At 56.9% G+C, this 18173-nt stretch carries 11 protein-coding genes and 2 pseudogenes; 3 read left to right on the forward strand and 10 right to left on the reverse strand.

Annotated features, from left to right (window positions below; all coding sequences use genetic code 11):
• Positions 1-19 precede the first annotated feature (19 nt).
• Positions 20-1144, reverse strand: coding sequence for a glycosyltransferase family 4 protein (locus LB568_RS31525; protein ID WP_140576869.1), 1125 nt, complete (start codon positions 1142-1144; stop codon positions 20-22).
• Positions 1141-2091: an NAD-dependent epimerase/dehydratase family protein gene (locus tag LB568_RS31530; RefSeq protein ID WP_140576867.1), complete on the reverse strand. Its 951-nt coding sequence runs from the start codon at positions 2089-2091 to the stop codon at positions 1141-1143. The genes LB568_RS31525 and LB568_RS31530 overlap by 4 nt, the downstream gene beginning before the upstream one ends.
• A gap of 200 nt (positions 2092-2291) precedes the next feature.
• Here LB568_RS31530 and LB568_RS31535 point away from each other — a divergent pair, with 200 nt between their 5' ends.
• Positions 2292-3887 carry a hypothetical protein gene (locus tag LB568_RS31535; protein ID WP_140576866.1) on the forward strand — a complete coding sequence of 532 codons (1596 nt, stop codon included), beginning with the start codon at positions 2292-2294 and terminating at the stop codon, positions 3885-3887.
• Positions 3888-3943: 56 nt separating this feature from the next.
• Here the strand turns inward: LB568_RS31535 and wecB are convergent, their stop codons facing one another.
• The 7 genes and pseudogenes from wecB to LB568_RS31570 all read right to left on the reverse strand — a co-directional run.
• Entirely contained in the window at positions 3944-5077 is a 1134-nt protein-coding gene (gene wecB / locus LB568_RS31540; RefSeq protein ID WP_140576864.1) for a non-hydrolyzing UDP-N-acetylglucosamine 2-epimerase, read from the reverse strand.
• Complete coding sequence (locus tag LB568_RS31545) at positions 5061-6071, reverse strand: polysaccharide biosynthesis protein (protein ID WP_140576862.1); 1011 nt, start codon at positions 6069-6071, stop codon at positions 5061-5063. The genes wecB and LB568_RS31545 overlap by 17 nt, the downstream gene beginning before the upstream one ends.
• A gap of 19 nt (positions 6072-6090) precedes the next feature.
• Entirely contained in the window at positions 6091-6963 is an 873-nt protein-coding gene (locus tag LB568_RS31550) for a dTDP-4-dehydrorhamnose reductase family protein (protein WP_140576860.1), read from the reverse strand.
• 9 nt (positions 6964-6972) lie between these two features.
• Positions 6973-8208, reverse strand: coding sequence for a glycosyltransferase family 4 protein (locus LB568_RS31555; protein ID WP_224732225.1), 1236 nt, complete (start codon positions 8206-8208; stop codon positions 6973-6975).
• Positions 8209-8273: 65 nt separating this feature from the next.
• Positions 8274-10151 (reverse strand): polysaccharide biosynthesis protein, encoded by a 1878-nt coding sequence (locus LB568_RS31560; protein WP_181180454.1) that lies wholly within the window; start codon positions 10149-10151, stop codon positions 8274-8276.
• Between the two features lie 1157 nt (positions 10152-11308).
• Positions 11309-12504: pseudogene (locus tag LB568_RS31565) on the reverse strand (IS256 family transposase).
• A 667-nt stretch (positions 12505-13171) separates the two neighbouring features.
• A pseudogene (locus LB568_RS31570) lies at positions 13172-14109 on the reverse strand (IS110 family transposase); the annotation flags it as partial.
• A gap of 250 nt (positions 14110-14359) precedes the next feature.
• Between LB568_RS31570 and LB568_RS31575 the strand changes: the two are divergent.
• Both LB568_RS31575 and LB568_RS31580 read left to right on the forward strand, forming a co-directional pair.
• Positions 14360-15097 (forward strand): DUF2971 domain-containing protein, encoded by a 738-nt coding sequence (locus LB568_RS31575; RefSeq protein WP_224732226.1) that lies wholly within the window; start codon positions 14360-14362, stop codon positions 15095-15097.
• A gap of 130 nt (positions 15098-15227) precedes the next feature.
• A complete protein-coding gene (locus LB568_RS31580) occupies positions 15228-16865 on the forward strand; it encodes an SIR2 family protein (protein WP_224732227.1) in 1638 nt (545 codons plus the stop codon).
• Between the two features lie 17 nt (positions 16866-16882).
• Here LB568_RS31580 and LB568_RS31585 read toward each other — a convergent pair whose 3' ends face one another.
• Positions 16883-18076 (reverse strand): hypothetical protein, encoded by a 1194-nt coding sequence (locus LB568_RS31585; protein WP_224732228.1) that lies wholly within the window; start codon positions 18074-18076, stop codon positions 16883-16885.
• Positions 18077-18173 lie beyond the last annotated feature (97 nt).

The following is an 18173-nucleotide window of genomic DNA, read 5'->3' on the forward strand; positions in this document are numbered from 1 at the left end:
TTGCCATTTCGAGCAGGAATTAAGCCGGGCGATTCCTAACGATCGTATCAAGCTCTGAGATTAAACCATCGACGATCGAGGGCCACGTAAACTTTCCGCGAACGTAGGATTGAAGAACTTGGCCCATTGAACGCAGCGAATCGCGCTCGGCCAGCATTGTACGAAGGCCATCGCGCAGCCCAGCAACGGTTGCCGGCACCACAAGTCCGCCCCCGATGCTCGCCACTTCGTCAAATCCGCACTGGTCCGTCAACAAGACCGGGGCCCCTGCCACTCCGGCCTCGAGGGCGACAAGAGACATCGCTTCGGCACGTGAAGGGACGGCAAGCAGCAGAGCTCGCTGATAAGCGTCAGTTCGATCCCGTTCCGCGAGATGGCCCGCAAACATGATACGATTCCCAAGTTGCCTCTCCATTGCCAGCGCTTGCAGCCTAGAGCGCATACCAAAGTCGGGGCCGGCCATGATCAATCGGACGTCGGGGAATTCCGGCGCCACATCAGCGAAAGCCTGGATCAGCAGGTCTGGGCCCTTCACTTCAGCGAGGCGCCCGACGAACAGGACGTATGGCTCAAGCGGCTGTGAAAGCTGATCCGAGACCGCTTCAACATGCTCCTCGACGCCGTTGGGAACGACAATGACACCATCTTCTGGAAGCTGAAACCGCTCAATGATTTGTCTTCGCTCAAGGGGAGTGACCGCCACTAGTAAGCTGGCCTTGCGGATCATCCGCCTACCGAAAAGAAGGTGGAATACGCGCGCGATGGGCCGCGGACGCTCGAGACCCACGAACTCCCCCGCCGCGGAAAATGCGTATGGTTTGCCCAGCTGCGATGCCAGGAAGGCCGTGACTACCGAAAGCAGGTTCCAGTAACCAAGAATGTGCAGCGCATCCGCTCTGCGAACGCTTTGCGCAAGGCGGACAGGGTTGATGAAAGGCACCGTAAACCGTAACCGCACCGATCCGGTCGCGTAAACCGGGATGCCGCCTTGGCGAAGCTTCTCCGCCAGATCGCCACCCTGCATTGTAGCGACCTCGCATCGATGTCCCTTTGCTGCGAGGTGGGTCGAGAGACGCCGCGTTCGTTCTGCAGTGCCTCCACCTTTCCGAGAGTCGAGCGATATCGTGGTGAGAAGGATTTTCATACGGCGTAGCGGCGGAATTCGTCGGCCAAATGCTCGGCATATGCTTCGAGCCGCTCCGCGAACGCGGCGGAAGGCAATCCGAGTTCAGAGGCTCTTGCGTTCGAAAAACGTCGATCTATGCTTCCAGCTGGAATTCCTCGCAAACGCAAAAGCAGCCTCAGTATCGATCTCGGTGCTGTTGGACCGACAGGCAGACTTCGGCCAAAGGCGGCAGCAAGGCGATCCTGCACAAATGCAAAATTGTTGTTTGGGTCGTGATCATCGGTGACAAGCACCACCTGAGAGCCAAGGCGCGACCTCTCAAGCGATAGCTCAACGAGTGCCCGGGCCACAGTTTCCACACTGACAAGGTGCATTCGTCTGGCGCCGTAGAGCGAGCGGCGAAGTGCGATTTTCCATTGCTGTGCCCGACTTATCTCCTGAGCGAGGCTGACCAGATTGCGGCCGCCGCGGCCGAAGACGGCGCCTAACCGCAACACAATGGCTTCGGGGAACGAGTCCCTCATTACCGATTCCACCGCGATATGTTCGGTCTCGTAAGGAGAGATTGGCTGCGGCGGCGTATCCTCATCAACGACGGGGTTTTTGATACCGGCATAAACGTCAATGCTGCTCGCGTGAATGCAACGGGAAATTTTGGACTGCTGAAAAATCGGTTTGAGGCGCTCCATCGCATCTCGACACCACCCAGTGCCGTCGGGGCGCAGGAGGCTAACCAAAACATCATGGCCACGAAGAACGTTTAAGACCTGAGCTGTATCGTTGAGGTCAATGTCGGCAAGTTCCATACCGCTGGAGTCTAGCCAATGTGGCCGAGACCTATGCAAAAGATATCGTCCGGGACGAGTAGCCGAGTTGACCCAGAAAGCAGCAAAAGCTTCTCCGACAAAACCACTCCCTCCGAGCACGACTATGCGCGGCTCGTGTTTGAATAGTTCTTCTGTCATGAACAGGCTTCTTCGGGATTGCTATGCAGGTGAAATCGCGTGACTGCTACCAGTCACGGCGAACCAAGCCAATTCGCATTCGGTAATTAGCACGACGCCGACGCCATGCGCAACGAAGGCCGTGGCAAACCTACACACCTAATTGGGGAAATAGGAAGTCTCACTTGGGCCGGAGGTTGGTTTGGGCTTATGACATGCACATGACCGACTCCCCACCGAAATTTCAGTCCTCCTCGCTCGTTAGTTTCGTCCTCACGGCAGGAGCGGTTGTCGCACTTGCTGTGCACCCATTGCTTCTGATGAGTCATCCCAGTTCCTCGCCGTTTATCATCGTTTGGTTCTACGTGTCTGGTTGCGCTGCCCTGGTGGTCTCCCTCGTATTCCCCTCCTCTTTTTTCATTTTCCTGCTGTCTTCATTCCTCTTCGTTGGCTTCATAGCCAAGGCATTTGCGAACTTCGTATTTGACGTGCAGCTAATTGAGCCAATTAGCACTTTCACGTCGCAGTGGGATCAAGCCCTGACCTTTGCTGCTAGCGGCTTTTCCGGCGTATGTTTGGCAAACATTTTGGCGGCGCTCTTTCCTTCGTTTTCAAAAACGTCGGCCGCCTCCGGGAACGCGCGTCTCACGAATTGCGTAACTGTTGCCTTCGTCACGATCCTGATTGTCTCGGCAGCGGTGTACTGGGTCAACTACTCGTTTCATATCCTCCGAATTGGCTTTCCCTTGGGCATAGCGATCGACCCCCGGATTTACTCGGTTGCCGCGTTCGTAATTACGTGGGGCGCGCTTTTGGGAGGACTAACTACAGTCCTCTGGCTCATCGAACTCCGGAGGTGGCCATATGCTGCCTTAGTCGTTACGGCCACTTGTCTGGGACTGCTCGCCTCGGTGTCGATGGGTAGTCGGATACAGCTTCTTCTCTATGTCCTGGCCGCAGTAGCAGTCATCGTCTTGCGGCGTCGACAAGTCCGGGACTGGATCGCGATTGCCGTTGCAATGTGCCTGGCCGCGTTGTTTTTCGCAGGGTCGCTGGCGGTTGTCAGTTTCGAGCGCACATTCGACTTTGCCCAGAGCGCCCCCGCAGTTCCGCCGGGCACGGTACCAGACTCTCTCGCAGTCCAGGAACCAATCGAACCTGCGCAACAGATGGCGACAAGCGCCACAAACCCATCGGGGGCCGCCCCGGAGGTTGGCTCGCCAAAGGCTGCCGCTAAAGCAGTTCCGAAACCGCCGGCATCCCGAACGACATCATTGGCAAATAAGGTGGAGGCCGTCACACGTGATCGCTTTGCCCTTCAGGGCTTGTTCCACCAACTCCGCAATCTAGCAGTTATGCGGTGGGTCGGGCTGGAGGGCGTCATGACAGCAGCCGCCAATCCTGATCAACTCGGCAGCGCCGTGTTCATGAAAGTCATCTCCGAGGATCCCGCCGCAGGCGCTCAAGCAATCTACCAAAAAATGTCAGGTGATCGATATGGGGCCGTCAAGTACTACACGTTTCTCACACTCCCTGGCCCTGTCGGTGTGGCGAGCTTGTCGGGGTCGCCGCTGCTTGTGGCGGCTTTTATGTTTGGCCTAGCGCTTGTGGGTCATTCGATCGAATGGGTGGCTGCTCGCCTGACCCAAAATCTAGCCACCGCAGCTGTAACAGGAGTGTCATTGGCTTACCTGACCGTGCAGATGGGCTTCCCATGGACGTTACTGATCTATGCCATCGAACTCCTCCTGTCGGTCACGTTCGTTGGTGGCGTGTGGTGGGCCACAAAACGTCTGACATTCGTGAAGAGAGGTTGAGAGTTCAAGGGGCGCGCTGCGTCACTTGGACGGGCGCAGAAGGACCGAACCCCTCGTCATTGTATCTTCCAAACTCGGCTATTCACAAAGCCGGTATAGCTTAGGACAATCCGCGTCACCTTCTCGGAGACGTTCTGCGGCTGGTAATCGGTCGGCAGACGCAGTAGCCGGTCCATCCCACGCGGCTGGGTTTCGAGAATCCGAAGTCCATCAAAAACCCGATCGAGATCGAGCCCCGCCATCATAACCGACGCTTCTTCGAACCCCTCCGGACGTTCGTGCACTTCTCGCAAATTCAGGGCCGGAAAATTTAGGATTGCGCTCTCTTCCGTGATGGTCCCGCTATCCGATAGCACAGCACGCGCGCAGCTCTGCAGCTTCACGTAATCCAGGAACCCAAAAGGTTTTTCGAATCTGGCGCTCGGGTGTGGTTCGCCCCCAAGCGCATCAAGGCGCTTGCGTGTGCGGGGGTGCGTAGACACTATGACAGGTTCGTCGTATCGGTTCGCAATGCCGTTTATGATCTCGAGCAGCTTTTCCAGGCGTTCGGGATCGTCGACGTTCTCTTCGCGATGCGCGCTGACGACGAAAAAATTTCCCGCGGTAAGCTCAAGCCGGTTCAGCACATTTGAGCTGTCGATCGCCGGGCTGTAATAATCCAGAACTTCGCGCATGGGACTTCCGGTGACGATTATCTGGTCTGGCGGAAGGCCTTCACGCAACAGATAGTCGCGAGCAATTTGGCTATAGGGCAAATTGACATCGGCTATGTGATCAACGATCCGGCGATTGATCTCCTCGGGCACCCGAAAATCGAAGCACCGGTTCCCCGCTTCCATATGGAATACAGGAACTTTCCGCCTTTTCGCTGCGATCGCCGCAAGGCAGCTATTCGTGTCGCCGAGGATGAGCAACGCATCTGGCGTGTGCTTGATTAGAACATCGTCAGCAGCAATAATCACCTGGCCTATCGTTTCCGCAGCAGATTTACCGGCTGTGTTGAGGAAAACGTCTGGCGGCCGGATACCGAGCTCAGAAAAAAAAATGTCATTGAGCTCGTAGTCGTAGTTTTGCCCTGTGTGCACCAATGTGTGCTCGAAAACCGAGTCGAACTTGGCGATAACTCGCGAAAGTCTTATAATTTCCGGTCGTGTACCGACAACCGTCATCACTTTAAGCACGGATGGCATCCTTTAGTACGTCAAGTCGCCTCAGAAGGGTCTTCACCTGTTCAATATCCAAGCGATTAGTGTTGTGCGAGGTGTAGTCTTCTAGCCTTGAGACTTCCTGCTCGCCCTCAACGAAATATTTGTCGTAATTAAGATCGCGCGAATCCGCCGGAATTCGGTAGTAATTTCCAAGATCCTCCGCACGAACCATCTCCTCGCGAGACACCAACGACTCGAATAGCTTTTCCCCATGTCGCGTGCCGATAATCTTGATTGGATTATCGCGGCCGAGGAGTTCTCGCATCGCATTTGCCAAAATCCCGACGGTAGACGCCGGTGCCTTTTGAACGAAGATGTCGCCTGAGCGGGCATGCTCAAAGGCATAGAGAACCAAGTCCACGGACTCGCTGAGAGACATCAGGAACCGAGTCATATTTGGATCGGTGACCGTGAGTGGTTGTCCGCGTATAAGCTGATCCAGGAATAGGGGGATAACCGACCCACGAGAAGCCATGACGTTTCCGTAGCGGGTAGCACAGACCACCGTCCTCACGGACTCGCTCAATCGGGACTTGGCTATCATGACCTTTTCCATCAGGGCCTTGGACATGCCCATGGCGTTGACCGGATAGACCGCCTTGTCGGTGCTTAGAACGACACACCTTCGCACGCCATGACTGACGGCCGCGCGCAGGACGTTCTCGGCCCCGAGCACATTCGTTTTGATCGCTTCCATCGGGTAGAATTCGCAGGAAGGCACTTGCTTCAGCGCTGCGGCATGAAAGATGTAGTCGGCACCTCGCACCGCATCGTCTACGGCGTGATAGTCGCGGACATCCCCAATGTAGAATTTGAGGCGATCATCTCTGAGCGCCAGGCGCATGTCCTCCTGTTTTTTCTCGTCTCGGCTGAAGATGCGAATCTCTGCGAAATCACTCGCTAGAAACCTTGAAAGGACTGCGTTCCCGAATGAACCAGTGCCTCCGGTTATGAGCAGCGTCTTGTCAGAAAACATTCATATGGTCTCGATTGGATTAGCCGAAATCGCGCATCGCGCGAATGAGTGCAGGCCATGCAGGCGGATCGTAGCCGGTGGCTTGGCGGAAGCGGGACGAGTTAAGCGAGCGATCAATGGACAACCCGTCATCTGGCTCGATCCGAATGCGCTTGCCGTAGATTTCTGCCAGGAGCTGAAGGAGATCGTGCTTGCTGATCGCTTCCGCAGACACATGATAGAGTCCTTTGAGCTCAGGATTAGGCAAAACAAAATCACGGATGATCCGAGCTAGCTCAACCGTCGGGAGGCCGGAGAAGATCGCTCGTGTAAAGCCTCTGACACTCCCCTCTTGGGTCAAAAACCAGTCGATCAGGCTGTGCGAGCTATTCAACTCGCGGCCGATGATCGAGGTCCGTAGCGTGACCGCATTGTCGTAATCTACCTCCCCAAGCAGCTTGCTTCTTCCATAGAGATCGTACGCGTTCGGACGCGAACTCTCCGTATAGTTTCCGTCGGCACCGTCGAAAACGCAGTCCGTGCTTATGTGAATTAGCCGAGCCTCTGAGAGAATGCAGAGGCGCGCCACCCTATGGGGAAACATCGAATTGATAGGGATCGCCGCCAAAGGGTCATTCGCAGAGGCAAGCTGCTTGACGAGGCCTATGCAATTTATAACGACGTCAGGCCGCACCTCGGAGACCAGAGCAATGAGCGCATCAACGTTTTCGGCGTCGGCTAACTCAACCAGATTTCTTCTGGTGCCCTCTGGAAAGAGGCGGTGATGCGAGCTTGTGCGAGTTGAGCCAAATACCAGGTGATCAGGACTGCCCGAGAACAATCTGAACACCGCATTTCCCAGCATACCTGACGCGCCAAGCACCAGCACCCTTTGAGGATTTCGGTTCTCCATCGCTAGTTCCTAGGTCGCTGTTGTGGGTGTTTTGCGCTTAGTCACGGCACGCCGGAAATGTTCAATAAGCGCCCGCGCAAGGGGTGCCGGAGCAAGATGAGCGTTGAAATATTGGCGGCCGGAGGCTCCCATAGTTTCCCTCTCTTCCTCCGGCATGTTCTTTAACTGCACAATCGCCCGTGCAAGTTTGATAGGGTCACCCGCGGGAACAGCTAGGCCAGCGTTAGCATCTTGGACAAGTTCTGCGGCCTCGCCATCTAAACATGCCAGGATCGGACGTCCTGCGCTTAGATAGCTCGGAATTTTGCTCGGTATTGTCAGGCTAAGGGCCGCCGACCGATTGAGGGTAACAAGAAGGGCAGATGCCTGAGTTAAGATGCTCGGCATCGCCTCAGGAGGAAATCGGCCGGCTAAAACCACGTTGCTCAACCGTCGCATCTCGATCTGCTGGGCGAGCCACCCAGACCGACTACCACTCCCTACAAGAACGACGCGTATATCTGGATCTTGGATGAGACTGGCTGCGTCAAGCACAGTGTCCAACGCCTGGGCTGTGCCCAAGTTGCCCGCGAAAACGATATTAAAGCCGGCAGGCAGCCTTAATCGAGAACTCTCGTCCAGATCATCTGGCCCTAGGGATCGATCGCCCGGATTTGGATGATAGGCGATCGGGATGTTGTCTCCCGCAACGGCTCTTATCTTCCCGATAAATCCACGAGACTGCGCTAAGAGAAGATCGGCGCGTCGGTATATGAAGCTCGTGAGTCGTGCAACCGCTGCAAGCGCCAATCTGTTTTTTATGAAACCAGTTTCTTCTAGGCTCTCTGGCCACAAATCCTGCACCCAAATGACGTGCGCTGCGCCTTTTATCTGCCGAAACACAGCGCCCACCAACCCTTGTAAGATAGGAGAGATCGCGTAGACGAACACAACATCGTACCGCCTACCTCGCGTGAGATACGGGCCTAGCACCCCTCCAAAGACTACGAACGAGAAGTAGTTCCAAACGCGCCAAAATCCTCCTCCGCCGCGTCGGGGCGCTAGAGGAACTCGGTGGATCACATAGCCCGACGGGTGCAGTTCAGTTCTCAATCCAAATGCACTGTATCCTCTGAACACCTTGCCATGCGGGTAGTTTGGCTGTCCGGATAGAACTTCCACATCGCAGCCCTCGGAGCGGAGGGAATCAACAACCTCGTTGATCCTGAAATTCTCGGGCCAGAAGTGCTGGCTGACGACGAGCACGCGCAGACCACTGCCGGGAGCGTTGCCCGCCGGCTGATTATCCTCTGATACCAGGCAGGCGTGCTTCATTGCTGTAACGAGCGCGCGCCGCTCATTGTCACTTGAACTTCAAATCCCGGCGTGAACTCTGGTACCGTTGACTGGAGAAGACGCAACGCGCCCTCCACATTCAAGTCGCTTATCATCCGATGCATCTCATCGAAGATGCGCTCGATCATCGCCCGCTTAATCGAACGTGCTGACGCGGATAGAATGCCTGGCGACCCCGTCTCACTTAGCTTCTCATTACAGTCGAACAATTCCTCGTAAAGTTTCTCTCCGGGGCGGAGTCCGGTGTAAGCAATCTGGATATCGACGTCTGGGCGCCGTCCAGACAGACGGATCAAATTCTTTGCCAAGTCAACAATCTTCACCGGCGATCCCATGTCGAGAACATAGATCCTGCCGCGCTCAGAAATTCCGTCTCGTTCATGAGCTGCAGCCTGCAGAACCAGCATGCACGCTTCCGGGATGGTCATAAAAAAGCGTACGATGTCGGGATGCGTCACGGTTACGGGTCCCCCGGCTCTTATCTGCTGCTCAAACAGCGGAACCACTGAGCCGGCCGATCCCAAAACATTGCCGAACCGCACCGTCATGAACTGGGTTGGCTGGGTCTTCGGGTCGAGATCCATCGCCTGGCAATACATTTCGGCCATGCGTTTGGTGGCGCCCATGACGTTAGCGGGATTCACCGCCTTGTCAGTCGAGACCATGACCATCTTCGAAACCTTCCAGCGCAACGCGGCATCGGCCACATTTCGCGTACCAATGGCATTGGTAAATAGTCCCTCGATCGGCTGAGCCTCCACCATTGGAACGTGCTTCAGGGCAGCAGCGTGAAAAATGAGATCCGGCCTGTGCGTTTCGACGACACTGCTGATTGCATCTCTCTCGCGAACGTTGCACAGAACGGCGTGGATCGTTGAAGATGGACGTGTGTGACCCAATTCAGTGCTTATGCAATACAGCGCGTACTCATTGGCATCCACGAGTACCAGGCTCAGTGGGCTGAGTTTAGCTAGCTGTCGAGCCAACTCAGACCCGATCGACCCTCCGGCTCCTGTGATCATGACGTTTTTGCCGCCGATCATGGAAGCTATCTTATGCGAATCCAGTTTTACGGGTGCGCGCTGCAGTAGGTCTTCTAATTTTATCGGGCTGAGCTCGATCTCCGCATCGATACTTTTCATGTCGAGCAGATTGGGTAGGGTCAGCAGTTCTACCTTCTGTCGTGCGGCCAGATCTACCAACTCCTCCAGCTTGGCATGCCGCTGATATTCCTCGCGCGATCTCGTGAGGACTATCGCCTCAGCCCGGCGGCCCCGCGCCTCGAAACGCTCCAATGTCTGGGGTAACTTGTCGAGCGGTCCAACGACGGGAATTCCTCGAATCGCTCGTCCAGTTCTTCGGCCGCGCTCGTCCACAATCGCTAGCACATGAACGGAGGCACGTTGCCCCTCCTGAATCGTTCTTATGAACGCCTCGGCATTGTCAGTGGCGCCGATCAGAAGAACGTTCTTTGCGCTTCCATTTGCGGCCTTGCCTTTTCTCATATCGCGCTGGTTTCGATAAACCCGGTAGGCCGCGCGCGGACCGGCCAAGAGCACAATCGTGAAGGCCCAAGCGATAACAATCGATGAACGAGGAATCGAGTTCAGCCGATTAATCAGGAATTCGAATACGGTGAAAATGGCAAGAGCCGCCGTTGCTACACCCGTAATCGCCAGGAAATCGGAAAGCGACGCGTAACGCCATATGCCGCGATTAAGCCCCAGGACGAACCCAGTGATACCGACTACGAGCCCGAAGAGCGCAGAGGTGGCGAGGAAACTCCAAAATTTTCCGAGAAAAGCTACGTCCAGCCTTAGCGCAAATGATAGCAGGAGCGCTGCGGCTCCCATCAAGCCATCATGTACAAACGCGAGACCCCGTAAGGTCAAAAGCCGAGAAATTACGTGAGTAGCCTTGGATTTCATACTTGAAGAGATGTATTGCGCCTGATCGGGATCAGGGGGACGCTCCCGACGGGATGCCAGGGCGTCGAACTCCGAGCTATCGCCGTTGACCAAAAGGCGGATTGATCGCGCCGGATCTTATCCATCAGCGATGCCTTAGGCGCTTGCTGCCGGCTCATTAACGAAAGCGTCAGATGGGGCGATCCCATTTTAAGCAAATTGTCCCAGTATTTTTGTTCTTACCCGCACGTAAGGTCGACGCCAGCAAAGCAGCTGATTTGATTCTGTATCCCACATGACGAAATCGTCCAATACTTTATTTGCGGAAGCCCACCGCAAAGAGGGCGGAGCTGGCGCCCTATTGGGCGGCAATGAGGGTTTGGCTCAGGAGGCCAGAAGGGCGAGCCCCTGACCATGAACAAGACTTCTAAGCGCAGACTTGTTGCAGAGCACACTCTCTTAACTTTTCCCAATCCTGATCGGAGGCACCTCTGTTCCTCAAGAAATGGTCTCAAATTGGCCACGGAGCATCAGACATTGGCACCACTGCAAACTCTCGGACAAGCTTTTCCGCGATCGAAGAAGGCAGCCATCGGCTAACTCGAACCCTTGCACCAAGGGTCCGGTCGTTTCCAGTGAGGCAGTGGTCGGCTATTCTTGATGTGCTGGCGGCTCATCAATGCGACACATGCGGCGAGATGAAAACGACCGGCGCCCAAATGGCAAGGTTGCCGGATGACGACGCCGGACGGGCAGTCATCGGCAATTGCAGCGCGGCGCCCTTTCAGTACGACTCCGCTGGCATTGCATTTGCATTGCAACCCTTGCCGTTTGATCCCGGTCTTGACCGCATTCTCTGGTCAGGCAGTAGGCTCGTCGCCTTGAGGTTGTTGGTTGGGACCTCACCCGGCGAGTTGAACATTCCGTCTTTTGCAATCGCGGGAGGAAGGAAGCGAATGTTAGCGACAAAAAGACCCAACTCGTCGAGGCTTGCCTACTGATTGCATTGCCGCAATAGCGGTGGCACTTGCGTGGATCGTGCCACTGAGGTGGTGTAGCTGACGGTTTTGGGGTGCCGTGCTCTCCGGCATGGACCGGAATGATCAGCGCGCCACTGGGGGCGGGCTGATGAGCGGATCATCACTCATCGGGCTGATCGTCTCAAGCGTCATGTATCGGGCACGCTGAACGGCCCATTCATCATTCTGTTCTAGCAGCAACGCGCCGACGAGGCGGACGATGGCGTCGTCATTGGGAAGGATGCCGACGACCTCGGTCCTCCGCTTGATCTCACCGTTGAGCCGCTCGATCGGGTTGATGCTGTGCAGTTTGACACGATGCTCCTTTGGGAAGCTCATATAGGCGAGCACATCATGCTCGGCCTCATCCATGATGGCGGCGAGCTTCGGCGCCTTCGGCTGGATCTGGTCGACGACGGCGCGCCACTGCAGGCTGGCGGCTTCTGCTGTCTCCTAGGCGAAGGCTGTGGCGATGAAGGCTGAGACGACGCGACGGCCGTTCTTCCCAGCATGGGCCAGCACATTGCGGGCGAAATGAACCCTGCAGCGTTGCCAGGTGGCGCACAGCACCTTGGAGACCGCTGCCTCGATGCCTTCGTGAGCATCGGAGACGACCAGCTTGACACCTCTGAGGCCGCGCCGGGTCAACTACGCAGGAATTCCGTCCAGATCGGTTCGGCTTCCGAGGTGCCGATCTCCATGCCCAGCACCTCGCGCAGGCCGTCAGCGTTGACGCCCACGGCAATGATGACGGCTACCCAGACGATGCGGCCACCGCGGCGCACCTTCAGGTAGGTGGCATCAATCCATAGCTATGGCCAGTCGCCTTCGATCGGGCGTTCGAGGAAGTCCTTCACCTTACCGTCGATCTGCTCGCCCAGTCGGCTGACCTGGCTCTTGGAAATGCCGCTCATCCCCGTCGCCTTGACCAGATCATCGACCGAGCGGGTTGGGATTCCCTGGATGTAGGCTTCCTGGATCACCGGGGTGAGCGCCTTCTCGGCCATGCACCGCGGCTCTAGGAACGAGGGGAAGTAAGAGCCCTTCCTGAGCTTGGGGATGCGCAGCTCTACCGTTCCCGGCCGAGTCTCCCAGTCCCTGTCGCGGTAGCCGTTGCGCTGGGAGGTCCGCAGCGCGCTCTTCTCGCAATAGCCGGCGCCCGTCGCGGCACCCACCTCCAACTCATCAGCCGCTCGGCGCCAAAGCCGATCATCTCGCGTAAAAGATCGGTATCGGGGGTCTTCTCCACGAGCGCGCAGGTTCATCATGTCGGCGGTCATCGGTCGTTCCTTCGAATCAGGTTGGTGTCAGCAACGCGACCCTACCGGGGAACATCGATGACCGCTGCTATCGGCGCCGCCGAGCTACACCACGGCGGGACACGATCCACGGGCATTGCTTCTGGAATGTGCAAGAAATGACAGGAATACAAGATCTTTGACGTTTCGCTCACATTGCGGCAAGAGGCTGCAGTGTGCTATTCCCGGGAAAGACTCCAGCAAAAACAACCGACCGCCCGGCGCGCAATGTGCGCCCTTTTATCCTGCCATCTTAATCGGTCGTACTTTGAGTAGGCTTGACATTCATCGTCGTTCCTTCTCTAATATACGATATTACACCATTCTATGCTATAAAACACGATTCTGTGCTCTTGAGTTGAGTTCCGATGCGCCGCGCAGTCTTCCGCGCTCTGCGACGGCGTAGTTGCGCTTTTTATTTGCAGCACTGGAACCGTCGTGGCGCGCTTTTCCATCGGATTGACGGAGCATCATCACAGGTAATGCGGCTCGGTCCGGCCGTCTCGCGATCGGCGGGGCCGCATGCAAGATAACATGCGTGCCGTCGTTCCTGGTCTGCATCGATCCTCATCCGCCGGAGCGAATCTCTTGTGTCAGGTGGCACCCGCCGGCGTGCCGGCACCCTGCGTTTCAACTTCCGTTGCACCGTTCATCGACGCGCTCCCGACAGCCTGCGATTCTTGCCACGGGCGCGGCGCGCGGCGTCCGCCTGGCTTGCCGCCGGATCGCCGACATAGAACGTGCCGTCGGTTCAGATCGAGTGCATGATCACCGCCTGCTTGCGCGCCACGGCGACACAGGCCTTGCGGCGGCAGGAGCATTTTGCGATCGCCTGGCCTCAGCTCTTGACCTTGTCGGAGCCGTTGAAGCGCGCCATCAGCCCCGAAGCCGCCTCGTAAGTGAGCGTCGCACATCAGCATCGCCGGCCTTCGATATGCGACCCTGAACGTCGATCGAGGTGCCCGACTGACAGCGCCGCGACGTCTGGCCGAAGTAGGCCGGGATGTCGGAAGCGCGACGATCGTCGAGCGCCGTCATGAACGAAAGTGCCGTCACCGGCCCGACGCCGGGGATTGCCATGAAGCGCCGGCAGAGTTCGCTACGTGCCCCATTTTGATGACGAGATCGTGCAGCCGGCAATACTATCTCCACAGCGCTGCGCGTGCCGACAGCATGGCGTCCATCAACTGGCACGACAGCGGATCCTCCGCCACCGGCGGTGCGCACGGCCTTCTCGAAAGCCCCTCGCCCGACCTTGCTCAGAAGGATGCCGAACTCCCTCAGCGAGTGGCGGATTGCGTTCTCTAGGTCGAGGGACTTGGCCTGCAAATTGCGCCAGAGCGTCAGCAGAAGCCGTGTCCAGTAGCAGCTCTGCGACTTGATGTGGGCCTGACGATACCAGCCCGTGCGCATCAGATGGGCCATGCCGGGCGCATCAGCCCTGTCGGTCGTGTTGCGCTGCGCCGACATAGCGGCGCGCACATGCCCCGTCTCCAGGCAGATCGCCGGCAGGCCGAGCTTCTTGAACTCCCGATGATGCCAGGGCGACCGCGGTCCCGCCTCGCGGGGAGCTACAGGCGCGGCAGCGCCAAGGGCAAAGTATCGTTACCCGAAGGCGCTGAGGTGTCGACGGCTCTATCCGGCGCCGCCCTTGGCGGAGCCGGATAGCCTGGTCCGGTGAAGCAGGATGCTTCCATTTTGTGGGTACTACGCGATTTCTACCATATCCCTGATGAGAGCTTCTACCATATCCCTGATGAGAGCGCAGATTTCATCTTGCCGAACGAGAGGCTTCGCGCTGAGGTGCGCCCACCCATTGAGCAGGAAGTACGCTTTCATGAAGTTAGATAATCTGTTGGACATTCCCGATCCCGACGCGCGGCTTTACCGCGTCTTCTCCAAAAGCCGGTTCCTCGAGCTGGTTCGCACCGGCAAAAATGCTCTGGTAAAGCCCAAGTTGTGGGATGATCCTTTCGAGAACTTTTTCTTACAGTCGGAGGTGGAGGATTCCAGCGGCCAAAAAATCTCGATCGCGGGTCTCGCCGAGGACTGGTACGGCCAGTGCTGGACGCTGAACGAAGACACAGACGCCATGTGGCGGATCTACAGCCACGGCAAGGATGGCATCAAAGTCAGAACGACGATCCGCAAATTGTTTGACAGTTTTTACGATGACACAGACACTTTCGCTTCACTGAAGTACCTGATCGGCAAGGTGCAGTACCGCAAGGAAGCAGAAATTGCCGACTTTATGGCCTCGACCAGTTTTACGGATATCGCCTTCGGCGGCCAGGCGACGGGCTTTGCAAGGCTCTTATGCGTGAAGCGCGAAGCCTTCGACCACGAGCGGGAGGTTCGCCTGTTGTTTCAGGACACCAATCCCAAGCGAAGCACGGGAAAAGCGGTTCTGTTTGATTTTGATGTGAACGCCATTTGCGATGAGGTCATGGTCGATCCACGGCTGGACGATGCCGGCGTCTCTTCGCTAACGGCGGAGATAAAGGCGGCCGGATGCACCGTGCCTGTGCTGCAATCACCGCTTTACCGGGTCCCAAAATTCACACTGCGGCTTTAGCGCAAGCGCAGCCGGATAGAGCCCGGTCCTGCAAAGCAGGATGACCGAATTCTTCATCGGCACTTGCTTAATCGCGGTTGCTTGCGTTCTATTGACGTAGTTTTCAGCACCAACTTAGTTGCAGGCGGCCGTGGCTCCCAAGTATCTGTCGTATTTCCCTAAACCGTTGCTGGACGACCTTGTGAGCGGTCGCTGGTTGCCCGTGATTGGTGCAGGTATGTCGCTCAATGCCGTGCTCCCGCCGCCAGCGAAAATGCCGCTATGGGGTGATCTCAGCAAATATTTCGCTGATGAACTGACGGACTACTCATCAACCGGCGTGCTGGACGCGATTTCCGCCTACGAACATGAGTTCGGGCGAACACGCCTTATCGAACGGCTCGCCGAGTTGCTACATCTCGACAAGGTGCAGCCGGGTCCCGCGCACAAGGAGTTTTGCAGCCTTCCGTTCGATATCGTTTGCACTACGAATTTCGATTTCCTGCTGGAGAAACAATACGACCTTGGGCGACAGGACAACCGCTCGGTTCATCCGGTGGTGGATGAAGACCAGCTGTCCATCAATATCGGGGCCGCTGGTATTTTACTGCTCAAGCTGCACGGCGATATTAGGCACCCTAAGCGGCTTGTGGTGACCGAGGCCGACTACGACGGTTTCCTTACCAACTATCCACTGATAGCAACTTATCTGGCAAACCAGCTTATCACCAAGACAGCGGTGTTCATCGGCTACAGCCTCGACGATCCCGATTTCCGGCAAATCTGGCATGTGGTGGCAAGCCGGCTGGGTAAAACCCGGCGCATGGCCTATGCCGTCGTTGTGAATGCACGGCCGGGCGACATTGCCCGTTTCGAGCGGCGTGGCGTAAAGGTGATCAACCTTCCGGGAACGCGAGACCGCTATGGCCAGGTATTGGCAGAAGCATTCGCCGAGCTCCGCGAATATCGGCGCGAGCATGCCGGCCCAACACTAAAACCAACCGACGAAAAACCTCTGGAACAGCTCCTGTTACCACGCGATGCGCTGTCGCGACTGTGTTTGTTCGCAACGCCGCTCGACGTGCTTCCATTCTACAAACAGTACATCTTTCCTCTCGCTGAAGCGGCGGGTTTTGTGCCGGTGACAGCGGCCGATGTGGTCAATCTGGGTGAGAGCGTGAGCGCCAAGATCGACACCCTTATCGACCGTGCTGCGGTGATGGTGGTGGATGTGACGACACGCAACACACAGGCTGAGTTAGGCTTGGCGCTTGGACGCGCCCAGGAAGTATCCACGCGTCCTAATCGCCGGCCATTGCGCGTCATTCCGGTGCTGACCGACGGCACCCGGATTCCGACTGATATCAGCGGGATCGTTTATATCAGGCGACCAGTCCTGTTGTCGGAAGACAGCGAATTTGTGCGCGCGCTTGGTCGGGAATTCGCTCGCTTGGCTCAAGAGATGGGCAATGTGCAAAACCTTGAGCCGAGGCGGCTTTTCGACGCGAAAGAGTACCGCGCGGCAGTAATAGCGGCGATGTCTCTATTGGAGGCAGAGCTGCGTCAACGCCTGGACAAGGAGCCGTGGGAAAAGGTCGAAGGGCCTATGTCCCTGCGACAGCTCTTTAACCGGGCTCTACGAACTGATCGAATATGGAATGTTAGCGAGAGAGAGATTTCTCACTGGTTGAAGCTGCGCAACACGGCCGTTCACACCACCCTGCCAGTTGGCCGCAGCGAGGCAAAAACAGTTGTCGAAGGCGTCGAACGGATTTTAGGTCTCAGGTAGTCAGTCAACCGTGCAGATTATTCCGTCCGGCCGTCAGCGAGCCGGTAGCCATGAAGGTCGCGGTCTTTCACTGCGCGGAACGGAAAATTGCTTTCCAGGGCCTTTTGCAATTCAGGCTCCTCCTCCCACGGATGGGCGACGAGACACCATAAGATATCGAAATACTCACCGTCCTTGGCTACAAGGATCCCAATGCACTTCGACAGGCGCTGGTCGTATTTGTGGGCCCGAACAAACTGCTGCAGGCCGCGAACACGCATCGCTGGCCAGTCTGGATCCTTGACCCATTCGGGATCGGCCGGAACAAAGACAAACCCGCAGTCGGTGGCGGGAAACGTAAACCGATACGGCCTTGCGAACTCGCCTTTCTGCGTCGTCTCGATGCACAGCTGAATCCGCTCTTTTGCGGCGCGCCAGGCCGACCGGGGAAGCTTCGCAAACTCAAGAAGAATATCGTAGTAGTCGTCACTCAGCTCCGGCACAGAAAGGTGGTCATGCACCCGGCGCAAGATAGGTGCCAAATCCCATTCATGGCCGTCTTGCACAAGTCTGTGCACATGTCCGGCAGACGCTGCGTCGGGCGGCACAGCCGGGTCACCACCAATGAAGTGACCCGCAAGTGCCACTTCACCGAGACCGGCACTCTCCTGGGCGAACTTCGTAAGCACCCATTCCCGGTAACGGAAATAGCGCACAACTTCTTCGGGAACGCGGAGCAAACGGGATAGCTCTAGGTAATCGCTCGCTTCGATAATATGAATAAAGCCTTCGGTCTTGCTGACATGATGGCGAACGCGGCGGCAGTCTTCAGGCAGGCTCGGAGAGGGCCGATATACGACGATCTTCAAGACATCCTTGAAGGCGGTTGCCGCCAGATTGAAAACGCGCCCGCGCTCGTTCGGAACAGGGATATCCGGGCAGCTTCGCAGGTAGCGCAGTGTCTCGCGCACCTGCTTCGTGGCTCTTCCGCGCACCTTGCTTTCGAACCAGCGGCGCTCGGCTTCCGCATCGCCGGCATCGGCGCTGCCCCGTTCCTTGATCTGGTAGATAAGCAGGACATCGCCCAGCATCACGACGGCATCGGCAAATTCTACCTCGCTGGATGCCGGCGGCGAAAATTTCGTCCGCGAGAAGGTAAACTCCTCGAGAAAGAGCAGGCTATGGAGGTGCTTGCTGATAAAGGATTGTACGTCAGGAGCGGTATCGGCCATGGGTATTGCAACAAAGTTTGGGGGCAAAGCTGGCGCTTACACTCTTCGCGTATCGCATAAGCGATTGCGCGGGGCCCTTATCTGAACACCCCTGAGC

This window comes from Mesorhizobium sp. B263B2A, assembly GCF_020165775.1.
Taxonomy (GTDB): Bacteria; Pseudomonadota; Alphaproteobacteria; order Rhizobiales; family Rhizobiaceae; genus Mesorhizobium; species Mesorhizobium opportunistum.

Bases quoted from the DNA above. Each gene is read 5' to 3' on its own strand.
- LB568_RS31525 (WP_140576869.1), bottom strand. From the start codon at position 1,144: ATGAAAATCCTTCTCACCACGATATCGCTCGACTCTCGGAAAGGTGGA.
- LB568_RS31545 (WP_140576862.1), bottom strand. From the start codon at position 6,071: ATGTTTTCTGACAAGACGCTGCTCATAACCGGAGGCACTGGTTCATTC.
- LB568_RS31535 (WP_140576866.1), top strand. From the start codon at position 2,292: ATGACCGACTCCCCACCGAAATTTCAGTCCTCCTCGCTCGTTAGTTTC.
- LB568_RS31560 (WP_181180454.1), bottom strand. From the start codon at position 10,151: ATGGGAGCCGCAGCGCTCCTGCTATCATTTGCGCTAAGGCTGGACGTA.
- LB568_RS31585 (WP_224732228.1), bottom strand. From the start codon at position 18,076: ATGGCCGATACCGCTCCTGACGTACAATCCTTTATCAGCAAGCACCTC.
- wecB (WP_140576864.1), bottom strand. From the start codon at position 5,077: ATGCCATCCGTGCTTAAAGTGATGACGGTTGTCGGTACACGACCGGAA.
- LB568_RS31530 (WP_140576867.1), bottom strand. From the start codon at position 2,091: ATGACAGAAGAACTATTCAAACACGAGCCGCGCATAGTCGTGCTCGGA.
- LB568_RS31575 (WP_224732226.1), top strand. From the start codon at position 14,360: ATGAAGTTAGATAATCTGTTGGACATTCCCGATCCCGACGCGCGGCTT.
- LB568_RS31550 (WP_140576860.1), bottom strand. From the start codon at position 6,963: ATGGAGAACCGAAATCCTCAAAGGGTGCTGGTGCTTGGCGCGTCAGGT.